The sequence below is a fragment of the Thermostichus sp. MS-CIW-36 genome (assembly GCF_054059035.1).
In genome coordinates, this window is sequence record NZ_JBSSBR010000003.1 from 109,593 (window position 1) to 123,555 (window position 13,963).

Genomic DNA, 13,963 nt, shown 5'->3' on the forward strand with positions numbered 1-13,963 from the left:
TGATCCCTACCTTTTCCCCGCAAGGGGACGGAAACGACAGCCGGACTACTGACCGATGCCAATATGGCGTCGACCATTGATCCGTTGATCCCTACCTTTTCCCCGCAAGGGGACGGAAACTAGAGAGAAGCGAGTAATGAGCAAAGAGAAGTGAGGTTGATCTCTACCTTCTCCCTGCAAGAGCATGCCTCTAACCCCCAAAACCCTGAACTTTGCTGAATTTACTGAGCTTTAGGCGGTTTGGCAAAAGTCATTGAGAGGGATATAGTAGACCAAGTTTCCCCCTGATCCTTGAGTCCACCGCAACGGTTGCCGGGAAGTGAAGGGGGAAAGCGCTCGGGGGGTATTCCTCAGGGCTTTGCGGGATACCGCCTTCCTGTTTGGACTCCGTCCCGCTGACGCGAACAGAGATAGGCAGGATGCGATCGCTTCTTTCCTGAACCATGTTCAGGAGAGTTCAGCGTGAATGTATCAGGCTCAACAAAGTACCTCAAGTCATCTAGGGAAGACTGCTCGACGAGTAGTCCTGGGATCCAGACTGGAGAGAGCGGCGGGCCAGCTTGGCATAGGTCTTCACCGTCTCGTAGGGCATCTCCAAATCAGCGGCGATCTGTTGTAAGCTCTCTCCACCTTCGCGGCGGGCCAGGATCGTCGCCCACAGTTGGGCAGTTTTTTCGGCGCGGGATCCCCCTTGTCGTTGCCGCTGGCTGAGAAAGAGGGCGCTCAGCTCCTCGATCCGCTGGGCCACCTGCTCTTCCCGGGAAGGGACAGGGGAGGCGGGTAGCTCTTCGGCCAACCAACCCAGGCGGGTTTGCCCTAGCCCAAAGGGGGTTTTGTGGCCGGTGCCGCAGTAGGGGGCAAGGTGGATCAGGGCTTGGAGCTGCTGCTGCAACAGCTCAGGCGCACGGGAGGAGACAGCCAACTGCACACAGCCGATGAATCCCGTCACGGATCCCTGGCGACCTGCGGTGGTTTTGACCGATTCCAGACGGTGCCGCTGGATGATCACTTCCCCATCCACCCAATCCAGAAAAGGCTCCGCCTCGATGGGCAGACCGGAAAAATCGTTCCAACGGCGCAGATAGCTGTGGAACAGGTTGCGAGGGATCGGCAGCGGCAGATGGTGGCCCCGGTGGCGAAAGCTGGTGGGCGAGACGAAGGAAAGGCTCCAGGAGCGGGGGGAAAGAGGCTGCTCCAACAGTTGACGATAGGTGCGCGGGGGGATCGAGATCTGCCATCCCAGGATCTGCAGCGGGGATCCCCGCAATTCCAGCCAGGTGGGCAGCCGTTGGCACCACCCTCGCAGCCACTCCACCACCGGCGGGTTGAGGCCGGTGATCCACCAGCGGAAGGGGAGATGAGGCGGGATCAGCGGTCGCCCCCCCTGCTCGCGGAACGGCCCCATCAGCCGGGAGAGGGTAAAAGGTTTCTCCGATTCTCCATCGTGCAAATAGGCCGATAGCTGCGGGTCTGTCTCTTGCACCTGGCTCAAGAACCAGGCGTGCAGCCCTTTGGCATAGTGGGGATCCAGCAGGTAAGACCGAGGAGCCTGAACTTCCAAGGTGATCCCCACCAACTCGGATCCCGTCGGCCACTTGCCGTTCGCTTCTCTATCAGCAGATAGCTCTGAGAAACTCAGCATAGGCACAGCCCATTCCCAGTCCACAGCAACAATCAACACAAAACCCAACTTTCCATTGAGAAAATTTTAGAAGGGATCCCTTCTTATTGGGTTTACTCTCGAATTGCCCGTTGTACAGGCAGAAAAAATCTCACAATCTGAAGAAAGCCTTGAAATCGTCTGCAACCCATCGCACTCGATCTATACTGCTAGCAAGCTAGAGGACTGAAAACCATGAGGCGAGAGCGTTTATCGGATATGGCTGAAACAATCGGTAACCTCAATGGCATCTCTCGGCTTGATTCGATTGGTTACCCACCCAACCGGCAAACCCTTTTTTGAAGGGCTTTGGTCTTCCGCGAAGGATTAAAAATCGAGGCCAATTGCCCCCAGCCTTTAGGGATCTGTCCGTCGCAGCCGATGGAAGCCCTGTCCAAGACTTGTCTTCCTTTTTCGCATTCCGCAGGTGCTGCTCATGACCCCTACTTCTGCTCCCTCTCCCGTTCCTGTTGCCTTGGCCTGGTGCCTGGCGTGGGGAGAACAGCGGGATCCCCAGTTTGCCCTGGAGACCTTGCAGCAGATGCGGGCCGCCGTTCGCGCCGACAACGAGGCCGGGATCCCAGAAGAGCTACGGCCCATTTTGGCTCAGGTGCGCCAATTTCAGGAGAGCATGGCGGCGAAGACCTTTCCCAGAACCCCGGCGGAGCTGCAATCCCGCTACCCGGAGCTGTGGCAGCAGACAACCCGCATCGGCTTGGTTTACGGGGGGGCCACCAAGATCAAGAGCTATGTCTTCGAGTCGGCCAAGCTGTCGGAAATCCGCGGGGCCTCCGCTTTGTTGGATCGCATTAACCTGGTGGATCTGCCCGCCTTTTTCGGGGATCCCGAGCAAACCTACCTGGGATGGGAAGGTTTGGGGAAAGAGTCTCAAGCAGAGCTGAGGGCCTATGTGGCCGAGCAGATCCGGCCTTGGCTGCAGCAGCACTACCCGGCTTTGGCGCAAGCCCTGATCCCGGAGCTCATCATCTACTCCACCGGGGGCAATCTCCTGGCCTTTTGCCCGGCGGCCCATGTGGACGATCTCTGTGAGGCCATCGAGCGGCGCTACACCGAAGAAACCCTCACCGCTAACGCCTGCGCCGTGGGATCCGCCTTTCGGCTGCTGGAACTGCGCTACGGCCTGTTGCGGGATCCCATCGAACGCACCCCCTGGCTGGATTGGCTGGCGCAACACAAAACCCATCCCCTGGTGAGAGCCTATTTTGGGGATGGCAGCGAAGCCAGATTTCAAGACCGCAAAAGTTTCAACGAGTTGGTGGGTTACCTGGCCGCCCGCTTCAACCACCGCCGCAACGGCAATCCGGATCCCGGTCGCCCCAGCCGCGCCCATCCCGCCTTTTTTGAAACCCATCCCTACCTGCGCCGCGACAGCACCGACCGTCGCCCTGCCATCGCCAAAGCCGACCTGGTCGATCAGCCCTGGCTCTCGGAAGCCACCGCTCGCAAAGCCCTGGTGGGTCGCCAGGCCAAGCGCATTGAAACAGGCAAGCAAGGGTGGTTCCGCAAGTTCCCCACCTGGGATCCCGGCTTTGTGGAAAGCTGGGTAACGCGATTTGCCCGCTTTCTCAACTCTCCCGCCGGCGAGCCCTACCGGGAGCGCTATTTGCAGCCCCATCAGGGATTTGTCCAGGGGATCGGCGAGGCCCAATCTCTACGGGAAGTGGCCAACGCCAGCCTGGGCAGCCAGGGCTTTGTGGCTTACCTTTACGCCGATGGCAACGACATGGGGGGCTATGTGCAGCAGATCCAAACCCCAGAAGCCTACCGACAATTTAGCCGGGATGTTTCCGAGGCAACGGAAAAAGCCGTTTACCACGCCCTCGCCCAGCACCTGCAGGCCCATCGGCTGCACGGCCTATCCCCAGATCCGGAAACCGGCAGAGACCGCAACGGCGAGTGGATCCACCCCTTCGAGATCCTGACCATCGGCGGAGACGATGTGTTGGTGGTGGTGCCTGCCCACAAAGCCCTGGAAATTGCCGCCACCTTCTGTGAGCAGTTTGAGCAGCTCCTGCTGGACACCTCGGCAACCTATGCAGCTCAATCTTCCGGCAAGGTGCCTCACCGCTACCCGGCGGCAGATCGGAAGCTCTGTCGGCTCTCCGCCTCGGTGGGGGTGCTGATCGCCTCGGAAGACACCCCCATTTACTACGCCGAAAAGCTCACCGAACAACTGTTGAAATCCGCCAAGAGCTACGCGAAAAAGCTGAAGCCCAAAGACAAGGACTGCTCTGTGGCCACCATCGACTTTCTCTCGTTGAAGTCGGTCGCCCTGGTTGCCTCCAGCATCCAGGATTTTCGTCGGGAAGCTCTGGAGATCCGCCAGAACAGCCACACCCTCAAGCTCTACGCCGGCCCCTATACCGTCCCGGAAATCCACGGGTTGCTGAGAACGGTACAAGCCCTGCAGGAGGCCAATTTTCCTCGCTCCCAGCTTTATCAGATTCGCAGCTTCTTGGAAAAAGGCAAACGCACCGCCACCCTCAACTATCTCTATTTCCGCAGCCGCCTGGGCAAAAAGGGGCAGCCGCTGATGGAGGCTTTTGAGCGCACCTGGTGCAAGGCCAAAACCAACGACGGCCACCTTCCCCCCTGGATGTATGTTGAGCCACAGGTATCCTCGTCAACGCCAACCTATGAAACCATCTGGCGGGATCTGGTGGATTTGTACGCCTTTGTGCAAAAACAGCCCCAGGCCGAGGGTCGGCCCGTTCTGGCGGAGGTGGAGTGATGGTGAGACTGGCAGAGCTGCCCCAAGCGGGGCGAACGATCACCTCTATCCCTTTGAGGGCCACCCTCGCCTCTGCCCTGGCGGTGGGAGCCGGCGGCTCCAGCGGCTCCCTGGCGGATAAGCCCCTGCTCAAAGATGCCTTTGGCAGGCTGATCATTCCCGGCTCCCAACTGAAGGGGCGGCTGCGCCACGAGTGCGAGAAACTGGCCCGTGGCCTGGGCTGGGCCATTTGCCGCTCTCCCGACCCAGAGCGCATGTGTCCGCAGCGGGAGGGCAGCGCAGGAAATTTCCACCGCCCCGAATACCAGGTGGAGGGCTACGCCGGATCCCATTGTCTGGTCTGCCAGATATTCGGCAATCCGGCCCTGCCTGCCCGCCTGTGGGTGGAGGATCTCGTCTGCGAGGTGCCGCCAGCAGCTCTGGAACCAACCCTTCGCCCTGGGGTCACCCTCAACCGCCGCCGCCGCACCGCCGAGGATCAGCGGCTCTACCTCATTGAGACCTCTCCCGCGGCTGAGCTGACTTTTTCCGGATCCCTGCAGCTTTTGCCCGATTGCCCTTCCTGGGGCAAAACTCTCCTGTTGGCGGCCCTGCACCACCTGATCGCGCTGGGGGGCAGCAAATCCGCAGGTTTGGGCTGGCTGCACTGGGATCCTGGATCCCTGCAGGCTCTCCAGCCCACCGCAGCCGATTGGGCTTTCTTGGCCCAGGGAGGGAGCTGATGGAAGCCATTCAACTCACCCTAACGGCTCAGTCTCCCTTGGCCATCGGTCGGCAAAAGCCGGGCGGCTCCATCAGCGAGGCCCAGGATTACATTCCCGGCAGCGTGATTCGCGGTGCTCTGGCCGACCTCATGCTCAGCCAAACCCAACATCGCCCTGCCGAGGCGCTGCAAGGAGATTTGGCCGCCCTGTTTACGGCAGCTCGGCCTGCTGTGTTTACCCACGCCTATCCGGGATCCGGCAGCAAGGTCTTGCCGGCCACGGCCTTCAGCTCGAAAAACAATCCCGGCTTCCGCTCAGAGGCGGGCAAAACGGGGGTGTTCGACACGCTCCTGGATCGCTTCTGCTCACAGCGGCTGGGGATCCCGTTCGATCCCACAGAGCCGGACGGTTCCGGGGGAAGAGTGGAGCCCTTCGGGGGGTTCTACAGCCAGCAGGAGTCTGACCTGGGGCCCCGCTACGAACGAGCTGCTGTGTCCAAACGCCTGCTCACGCGGGTGGGGATCAACCGTCGCCGCGCCACTGCTGCCGACCAAATCTTCTACAGCCTAGAGGTGATGAACGAGGGCAAAGCCCGCCCCAATGGGCATCTGGAGCGCTCCCTTTTCAGCGGCTACATCTACCTGCGGGATCCCGAGCTGGCCAAGACCCTCACCCGCTACCTCAACGCCCACGCCCACCTGCTGCGCTTGGGAGGAGGGGTGTCGCGGGGATTGGGCCGGGTCAACGTCACGGCTCGGCGTCTGGCTGCTCCCCGGCCTTCCCTGGCCCAGCGGGTGGAAGCCTTCAACCAAAAGCTGCGGCAGCGCTGGCAACAATGGCAGGTGTTCGGGGATCCCTGGCAGCCCCTTCCGCCGGAGCGGCAGTATTTCTCCATTGGGCTGCAGTCGGGGGCCATTCTCAAAGAGCGCTGGCAACGCACCACCGTGCTCACCCCCCAGATGCTCCAGGAAGAGGCCAACTGCGAAGATGGATCCCTGGCTTTGGAGCTGGCCTTCAGCAGCTACGCCTATGTCTCCGGCTGGAACGCTGCCTGGGGTCTGTTCAAAGATGTAGAATTGGTAACCACGCAGGGCAGCGTCTTTCTGCTGAGCACCACGCAACTGGAGCGTTGGATCCCGATTTTGGCGGAGATGGAATACTGGGGGATTGGCGAACGCACTGCTGAAGGATTCGGCCAAATCGAAGTTTGCAGTCCGTTCCATCATCATTTCTGGGAGAACCCGCTATGACCTTCGCCACCAGCGAGATCACATCGGAACAAGAGCTCAAGATCCAACGGCAAATCCGGCTGGCCGAAGATGATCTGGTCGCCAGAATTCAAGCCGCCTTGGATAACTTCAGAGGTCTCAACAGATTGGAAGAGGCCCAATATCGCAACCTATTGCACGTGGCAGCTTCCACCGAAAGCTCAGAGGTGATCAAGAACTTTTTGCGCTACCAGGTGGGGCGCGATGACAAGTGGGGGCGGGGCAAAGACTCTTTGGCAGAAGCCATCATCAAAGACATCGACAACTGGATTCATCAAAGGGCTATAGCCATCGCCAGGGAAGCCGGAATTGAAAGAGCATCCCCCAAAGTCAACGAGATCAAAATTGACTTGATTCGGCGCTACCTGGGCTATGGGGCCCGCTACCTCAAGTACAAGCGAGAGGGAGGAGGATCCTAGACCGTGACCTACAGCAGTTTTACCCTTGAGAGAGCCATTTCGACCTTTCAGCTCAGGTCAAGAATCATCCATGGCCTGTTTGCAGAGGTTCCACCGACTGAGTGCTCCGATTACTTGAAAATAACCCTAGATCGCTATCTCGGCTTGGCCACCTCGGTCAACAGCGAAAAAGCCCGCTCCGAGTTTATCATCGCCCCTGTGCTGGGAGAGGTGAAGTACCTATGTCGGGATCAAATCTCGCTGTTTTCCGGCAAGGAATTCAACGTGGATCCCGAGAGGGGGTTGGTGGGCCTATGCGACTACATCATTTGCCTATCCCCTCTCCAACTCTACATTCAAGATCCGGTGGTGATTATCGTTGAGGCCAAAAAAGAAGACTTGATCGGGGGTCTGGGCCAGTGCGTTGCCGGTATGGTGGGGGCACAGGTCTTTAACAAGAACTCCAATTCTCAAGTAGACAGTGTCTATGGAGCAGTAACCTCAGGAACCAACTGGCGATTTGCAAAACTCGAGGGTGACCAACTCTTTATCGATGACAGGGAGTACTTTATCTCAGAAATTGCTCAGATCCTAGGGATCCTCTTGAGTTTTATTAAGGGCTCCGTCTCGCTTCGGGAATGGCAAACCTCTGCAGTACAAGCCTTAACTTGAGCAGCCATTTGAGGGAACAATGTTCGACGTTTTCAAAAACCGCTTGGAAATCACCGGCACCCTCACCACCGTGACCGCTCTGCACATCGGGGTGGGCCGCTCCACCGAACCCATCGGCTCGGATTTGCCGGTTCTCAAGGATGCGCTGGGCCGTCCGCTCATTCCCGGCTCCAGTTTGAAGGGGGCGATGCGCTCTCGCCTGGAAAGTTTCTTGCGGGGCATCAACCCAGAGCTGGCCAGGGATCCCGGCGAATTGACCAGCAGCGAGCAATTTCAGATCATCAACCAAATTAAAAATGACTACAAAGGGGACGATGCGGCTCTGACTCAAAAGCTCATTGAGGCCACCGACTGGGTCTCGCAGGTGTTTGGATCCCCTTGGTTGGCCGGCAAGGTGCAGATCCGAGATTTGCCCGTGGTGCCGGAAGCCTGGTTTGGCCAGTACCAAGAGCGGGATGGCGTGGCCATCGATCGGGATACGGAAACGGCGGCAGATGGCAAGCTGTACGACTTGCAAGTGGTGCCTGCCAGCACCCCCTTCCGGTTTCATGCCGTCGTCGAAAATGCCGAGGAATGGGAACTGGGCCTCTTGGCCATTGGCTTGCACCAATTGGAAACGGAACAGATCCCCCTGGGAGGGGGGCGCTCCCGTGGCTTGGGGGTTGTCCGCCTGCAGATCTCGGCAATCTATTGGTTCGACTCGGAAGGGGATCCAAGACGGCTGCTGGCCTACCTTCAAGAGCTGGTGGCCGGATCCCGACAGCCGCTCAGCCCGGAGCAGGCTGCCGCCTTGCGCCAAGACTGGGTGGAAGCCCTGGTTGCCAAATTAACAACGGCCTCTCAACGGCAATCGGTCGGCCCCCGCCGCTAGCCCTATTTCATGTCAGGAGGGATCCCGATGGTCTTCATGGACTCTACAACGGTTGGCGATACGGTCAGCGTTTTCCACCCCTATCGGTTGACAAACTGGACAGACTGCTTGCCGCCCCAAGCCCCTCAACCAAAAGCTCCTGTTCTGGTGTGAAGGATCCCAGGCTATGCACAAACGCTACGTTAACCATTGCACCCTCTGCCTCACCCTCAAGCCCGATGGCCCTGTTCTCATCAAGGCGGGCAAAGAAGGGGCTGACCCGACGAAGCCGGATATGGAGTTCGTCGAAACCTATCACGGCGGCGGGCGAACGGTCTATTTTCCCGGCAGCTCCCTCAAAGGGGCAATTCGCGCCCATGCGGAGCGCATCGTCCGAACGGTGGGCAGCGACAGACGTCCTGAGGGGGGAGGCTTCAAACTCTGGGCCAGCGATCCCCTCGACCAAAAGGCCAATCAATGGCTGGAAAAAATTGAAGAGCCCCACCAGGTTTACGCCCTTTCTTCCTTTACGGATCAGATGTTCGGCAACACAGCCATCGCCAGCCGGGTCCGCATCGAAGATGCCTATCCCAAGCCGGGAACCCCTCTGCGCCTGGAGGAACGTAATGGGGTGGCCATCGACCGCGTCTTCGGCTCAGTGGCGGTGGGGCCGTTCAGCTATCAAGTGTGCGTAGAGGGATCCTTTCAAACCAAGATCCACCTGAAAAACTTTACCCTGGCCCAACTGGGTCTGCTGGGACTGGCGTTGCGGGATCTGGATGAAGGCTGGTTTGGCATCGGCTTTGCCAAGTCCCGCGGCATGGGCACCGTTCGGGTTGAGTACGAGTGGGCGGTGGTGGACTATCCGGGCTGCCTGGTGGATGAGGCAAACAAGCAGATTCGACTGCTGGGATCCCCCCTGACCTGGCCACAGGGATCCCTGTTGGGGGCGGGCGAATTTTTAACCCCCGAAGAGGCAGGCAAATACGGCTTCCCCAAACCCGATTGCCAAGCGGTGCCGGTGGGAGCGGAGCCAATGCCTTTGGGATTTGGGGCGCGGCTGACCTGGGATCAGACGTCTGAGGCCAAGGTGGAACATCTGCTCGCCACCGCCGTAAACAGTTGGGCCAAACTCCTGCAAGCGGAGGCCAAAGCCGTATGAAACCAGCCTACGTCGCCTCCCTCAAGATTCAAGATGGGGCAGAGTCCTCGCTTTCCCAAGTGCTCTCGGCTTGTTTTTCCACTTCTGAAAAAACCTACTCCTTTCTGCGCTGGCCCCATCGAGTCAGCGGCATTCAGGTGGGGATCCCGGCGGATCCCGTCTGTCCAGAGGGGCAAGTTTTCTCCCAACAAGGGGAACTGCGCTGGAAAAGCACCCCCCACGGCTGGGATCTGCTGTATCTGGGGATCCAAGCTCCCCCGGACTCCTTTATCCCTCTGCCGGGAGAGTGGCGGTGGGAGGATCACGCAGCCGACCTGTACGGATCCCAAAATCGAGAAACCCGCTTTCCCAAGCCCCTCAGCCATCCCCAAGATCTCAAGGTGGGCCAGCGCTACTTCCGAGATGAGCGAACTGCCCGCGTTCACTTTATTGCCCTGATTCCGAGGTGACCATGACCCCCCAAGGCCCTCGCCCATTGCCCAACCAGGCCGCATCTGCAAGATCGTCTGCCGGCAACAGCAGTCCAGGTGGAGGCAAACCAACCGTGTTTCCCAAACCCTACGAGCTGATCCCGTTTCCCACCCAGCGCCCCACGCTGGAGCGGCCCGCCGGCCACGCCCAGTTCCATCCCGATAGGTTGCACGGCACCCTCTTCCTCACCCTAACGGTGCAGACTGCCGTCCACATCTCCACCGGCCACTTGGCCTTGGGCAGCGATGTCGGGGTGAAAAGGATCCCGGTGCTCAAAACCATGACCACCACTCCCAACGGAAGGCTTAAAATCCAGGGCAGCTCCCTCAAGGGGGCCATCCGGGCCATGTATGAGGCGATCACCAACAGCACCCTGGCGGTGATGATGAGCCAGTACCGAAATCGGATCCCCCCAGAGCGGCACCCCTGCCGCAACAAAGAGCAGCTTTGTCCGGCCAGCCGCGTTTTTGGTGCTCTCAACTGGCAGGGATTGGTGGAGTTCAGGGATGCCATTGCCACCGGCACCGGATCGGGTGGCGGATCCCTGCCCCCCCTGTACCGTCCACGCCCGGATCAGTGCAAAGCTTATTTTCAGAGGGAAAACGGCAGAGTCATCGGGCGCAAGTTCTACTACACCCACAGAAACGCATTGCAGAACAGTTCAAGGGGAACGCCCACCCAGCAAGCGATACAAAACACAGTTTTCAAAACCCAAATCCACTTCAAAAACCTCACCCCTGCCGAGCTGGGCACCTTGCTCACGGTTTTGGGGCAGGATCCCAACCATCCCATGCTGCTGAAGGTGGGGGGCGGTAAGCCCGTGGGCCTGGGATCCCTGCAGGTCACCCTCGACAAGATCGAGCGGCCCGGCAACCTAAAAGATCGCTACAGCCGCTACGATCCCCCAGAAGCCGATACCCTGGAAGGAAAACGCCTCCAAGCCTTTGTGCAAGAGCAAATTCAAGCTGCCCAGGGCTACATCTTGCCCGAACAACTCAAGCGATTGGCCGCCATCCTGAGTCCCACTGCTCTGCGCGAGCCGCCCCCCGGCGTGTATTGAGGGTTCCCCTATGCTGTCAGACTCTGTCGATCTCAGCCCCCAATCTTGGGATCTCGCCCACGGCATCGCCCTGACCTTGGCCAAGGAAAGGGTGGATGTCAACGAGTTGAGCAAATGCGTCGCCTATCTACGCTCGGTTGCCCATCACCCTGACGCGGGATCCCGCTTTTTCCGATTCACCGGCGAGCTGGTGCGGGAAAATGGCCTATGCCGTACCCAACAAACCAGAAGGTACCATCAGCTCATTGACGAAACCTGCAAAAGGTACTTGCAACCTCTGCAAGACAGGCCGGCGGAGATGCTGCAGATCCTGGGCTGGGCAGCCCGGCTGGCCCGCTACTACAAGGATGGAGGGATCCCCATTGGCGAGATTCCACCACCTCAGGGATCCCGACCCAACGACAACTCCGGTCGCAAGGACTCCGTTCCCCAAGGGGCGGGAAACAAATCCCAGGACGACAGACAACAACAAAACCATCAACACCAACAAGACCAGGCCCAGCATCAGGCCCGCAAAGCCCGCTTCCAGACCGGGCAAAAGCTGAAGGCCACCATCACCAACATCAAGGGCAACGAAGTCACCTTCCAGATTCTGGACACAGACACCAAGCTCACCCAGAAGAAGCCCAAACAGGCGGGATCCCTCTCGGTGGGGCAAGAGGTGCAGGTGGAAGTTCTGGATCTAAAGGAAGATGGCAGAATCCGCAAGGCCAAGCTGCTCTGAGCACAAAGCGGAACAGAGCCCTCGAAAAGTTTGAGTTAACCGGCCATCCATGCAGACCATCATCATGACGGTGGGCACTTCCTTGCTCACCAATCCCGACAAGAACCTAGAGCCGCAGCGCCCCTGGGTGGGACAAAAAACCATTGGGGATCCCCAGCGTGCTCTGGCTTGGATGAAAAAAGTAGACCTGGAATTGATCAGTGCCGAAACCAACACCTACTTGCGACTGGATCCCACCTCGAATGATGCCTTGATTTTGCTGCACTCAGAAACCCCCGACGGATTGGAGTGTGCCCAGATTTTGAAGCTCTTTTTTGAGCAAGAGCTGGGTCAGCAGCAGGTCTCTTTGGTTCCCCTTCCCGGCATCAACTACGAGCTAGAGGGATCCTCACTGGAGCGGATGGCCGAGCTGTTGAAACAGTTGGCAGAGAGCGCCAGGGGGATCGTCACCTTTGCCGCTACCGGCGGGTTTAAAGCCCAAGCCATGATCATGGCCGTGGTGGGCAGCCAATTGGGGGTCCCGGTTTGCTACATCCATGAGCAATACAAATCCCTGGTCTACTTGCCCTACCTACAGCCGCAAGTTCAGCCCCGGATCCCACGGGCAGATCTCCCCGATTCAGGCCGAGATCGCTCCCAGATCATCCAAATCCGAAGCGATGCCAGCCATCACCGACCCCGCAGTTGGGCCAAAGTGGAAAGACTCCTGCGAGACATTCCCTGGGTGGATCTGGTTCGATACGATCCACACGCCTACGCTGCCCCCAAAAACAGCGTCAAAGCCTCAAACCGCAAAACCGAAGATGGCCGCCACATTCTGTGGATCCACCTCCACGAGAGCCAGGACACCCACCTCGCTGTCAGAGTAGAAACCACCGGCTACACCCCCGAGCACCTAGAGCTGGCTGCCACCGAATTGCGGCAACGCTTGGGCCGTCTGCTTTGAGTGTTTCCATGTTTCCATTAATTCCACTTCCCCGAAGGGAAGCGACTTTTGTAGTCCTCGCACTCACAAGTGCAGGCTTTGTCGTTTCCATTAATTCCACTTCCCCGAAGGAAAGCGACGGATTTCTCTCGCCTTTCTCGAGGGCGACACTCTTAGTTTCCATTAATTCCACTTCCCCGAAGGAAAGCGACTACGCGATATGGATTGGAAGAAGACTTTGTAGTCCAGTTTCCATTAATTCCACTTCCCCGAAGGAAAGCGACTCACTACTACTGCACCACTACATCAGGCTACTCAATTGTTTCCATTAATTCCACTTCCCCGAAGGAAAGCGACACGCTTTCGCCGGCGAGCACTCACTCCCGTACCCCAAGTTTCCATTAATTCCACTTCCCCGAAGGAAAGCGACATCACTTTCCAAGCGCCCAACTGCTCCTACCAAGGTTTCCATTAATTCCACTTCCCCGAAGGAAAGCGACTACTGCTATCCCGTTACATCAAGCTTTTGAATTGGGTGTTTCCATTAATTCCACTTCCCCGAAGGAAAGCGACTCAGAAGTTTCCTGTACCAAAACCCCCAGTGGGTTGTTTCCATTAATTCCACTTCCCCGAAGGAAAGCGACACAGGCGGCAGGTTTAAAGGTTGTGGGAGCCTATCGCCGTTTCCATTAATTCCACTTCCCCGAAGGAAAGCGACCCTGCGGAATAGGCGCGGCGGCATAGTTACCTCCAGACTCGTTTCCATTAATTCCACTTCCCCGAAGGAAAGCGACTTCGTTTCGCGGGCGTCTAGCCCGGACGGCCCCATGTTTCCATTAATTCCACTTCCCCGAAGGAAAGCGACCAGAAGTTTGTCTTCATTTAGATAGGAAGGAGACTAGTTTCCATTAATTCCACTTCCCCGAAGGAAAGCGACTGTCGTAAATAAGGCGGATCCTATTTTAGGAAAGTGTTTCCATTAATTCCACTTCCCCGAAGGAAAGCGACACAGATCACCCAAGGCTTAGAGCTGATCGAGGGACAGTTTCCATTAATTCCACTTCCCCGAAGGAAAGCGACCAGGCTAACCTGTTCTATCGGCTCTGGAAGGGGATAGGTTTCCATTAATTCCACTTCCCCGAAGGAAAGCGACCAGGAAACTGGCAGCTTCCAAATGGGGCAAAGTCAGAGTTTCCATTAATTCCACTTCCCCGAAGGAAAGCGACTATGGCATCACTGTTGTTGAACCACTACGTCAGGTTAGTTTCCATTAATTCCACTTCCCCGAAGGAAAGCGACTACTAGTGAACTAGGGGT

The 13,963-nt window shown here is 58.1% G+C and carries 12 protein-coding genes and 2 CRISPR repeat arrays (2 of these 14 only partly in view); of the genes, 11 read left to right on the forward strand and 1 reads right to left on the reverse strand.

Annotated features, from left to right (window positions below; genetic code table 11):
- Window positions 1-120: direct repeats of the CRISPR family, unit length 37 nt; unit sequence GTTGATCCCTACCTTTTCCCCGCAAGGGGACGGAAAC (it extends 1,979 nt beyond the left edge of the window).
- Between the two features lie 379 nt (window positions 121-499).
- Window positions 500-1,642 carry a CRISPR-associated endoribonuclease Cas6 gene (gene cas6, locus ACVWVQ_RS02805; protein ID WP_457506817.1) on the reverse strand — a complete coding sequence of 381 codons (1,143 nt, stop codon included), beginning with the start codon at window positions 1,640-1,642 and terminating at the stop codon, window positions 500-502.
- A 559-nt stretch (window positions 1,643-2,201) separates the two neighbouring features.
- On the opposite strand from cas6, the gene cas10 reads away from it, so the two are divergent.
- From cas10 to ACVWVQ_RS02860, 11 genes are all read left to right on the forward strand, one after another.
- Entirely contained in the window at window positions 2,202-4,412 is a 2,211-nt protein-coding gene (gene cas10 / locus ACVWVQ_RS02810; RefSeq protein WP_457506819.1) for a type III-B CRISPR-associated protein Cas10/Cmr2, read from the forward strand.
- Window positions 4,412-5,134 carry an RAMP superfamily CRISPR-associated protein gene (locus tag ACVWVQ_RS02815; protein WP_011432243.1) on the forward strand — a complete coding sequence of 241 codons (723 nt, stop codon included), beginning with the start codon at window positions 4,412-4,414 and terminating at the stop codon, window positions 5,132-5,134. Before cas10 ends, ACVWVQ_RS02815 begins: the two co-directional genes overlap by 1 nt.
- Window positions 5,134-6,366, forward strand: coding sequence for a type III-D CRISPR-associated RAMP protein Csx10 (gene csx10 / locus ACVWVQ_RS02820; RefSeq protein ID WP_457506764.1), 1,233 nt, complete (start codon window positions 5,134-5,136; stop codon window positions 6,364-6,366). The genes ACVWVQ_RS02815 and csx10 overlap by 1 nt, the downstream gene beginning before the upstream one ends.
- On the forward strand, window positions 6,363-6,803 hold the full coding sequence (locus tag ACVWVQ_RS02825) for a hypothetical protein (RefSeq protein ID WP_414344023.1): 441 nt from the start codon (window positions 6,363-6,365) through the stop codon (window positions 6,801-6,803). The genes csx10 and ACVWVQ_RS02825 overlap by 4 nt, the downstream gene beginning before the upstream one ends.
- Before the next feature lie 3 nt (window positions 6,804-6,806).
- Entirely contained in the window at window positions 6,807-7,454 is a 648-nt protein-coding gene (locus ACVWVQ_RS02830; RefSeq protein WP_414329367.1) for a hypothetical protein, read from the forward strand.
- A 19-nt stretch (window positions 7,455-7,473) separates the two neighbouring features.
- Window positions 7,474-8,325 (forward strand): type III CRISPR-associated RAMP protein Csx7, encoded by an 852-nt coding sequence (gene csx7 / locus ACVWVQ_RS02835; RefSeq protein WP_011432239.1) that lies wholly within the window; start codon window positions 7,474-7,476, stop codon window positions 8,323-8,325.
- 166 nt (window positions 8,326-8,491) lie between these two features.
- Entirely contained in the window at window positions 8,492-9,466 is a 975-nt protein-coding gene (locus tag ACVWVQ_RS02840; RefSeq protein WP_414356026.1) for an RAMP superfamily CRISPR-associated protein, read from the forward strand.
- Window positions 9,463-9,915, forward strand: coding sequence for a hypothetical protein (locus tag ACVWVQ_RS02845; protein WP_011432237.1), 453 nt, complete (start codon window positions 9,463-9,465; stop codon window positions 9,913-9,915). Before ACVWVQ_RS02840 ends, ACVWVQ_RS02845 begins: the two co-directional genes overlap by 4 nt.
- 95 nt (window positions 9,916-10,010) lie before the next feature.
- The gene (locus ACVWVQ_RS02850) at window positions 10,011-10,997 is read left to right on the forward strand and encodes an RAMP superfamily CRISPR-associated protein (protein WP_457506766.1); all 987 of its coding nucleotides are present in this window, start codon (window positions 10,011-10,013) and stop codon (window positions 10,995-10,997) included.
- Window positions 10,998-11,007: 10 nt separating this feature from the next.
- Entirely contained in the window at window positions 11,008-11,721 is a 714-nt protein-coding gene (locus ACVWVQ_RS02855; protein ID WP_457506768.1) for a hypothetical protein, read from the forward strand.
- A 49-nt stretch (window positions 11,722-11,770) separates the two neighbouring features.
- Window positions 11,771-12,667, forward strand: coding sequence for a putative CRISPR-associated protein (locus tag ACVWVQ_RS02860; RefSeq protein ID WP_457506770.1), 897 nt, complete (start codon window positions 11,771-11,773; stop codon window positions 12,665-12,667).
- A 10-nt stretch (window positions 12,668-12,677) separates the two neighbouring features.
- Window positions 12,678-13,963: a CRISPR direct-repeat array (repeat unit 36 nt; unit sequence GTTTCCATTAATTCCACTTCCCCGAAGGAAAGCGAC) (it continues 3,764 nt past the right edge of the window).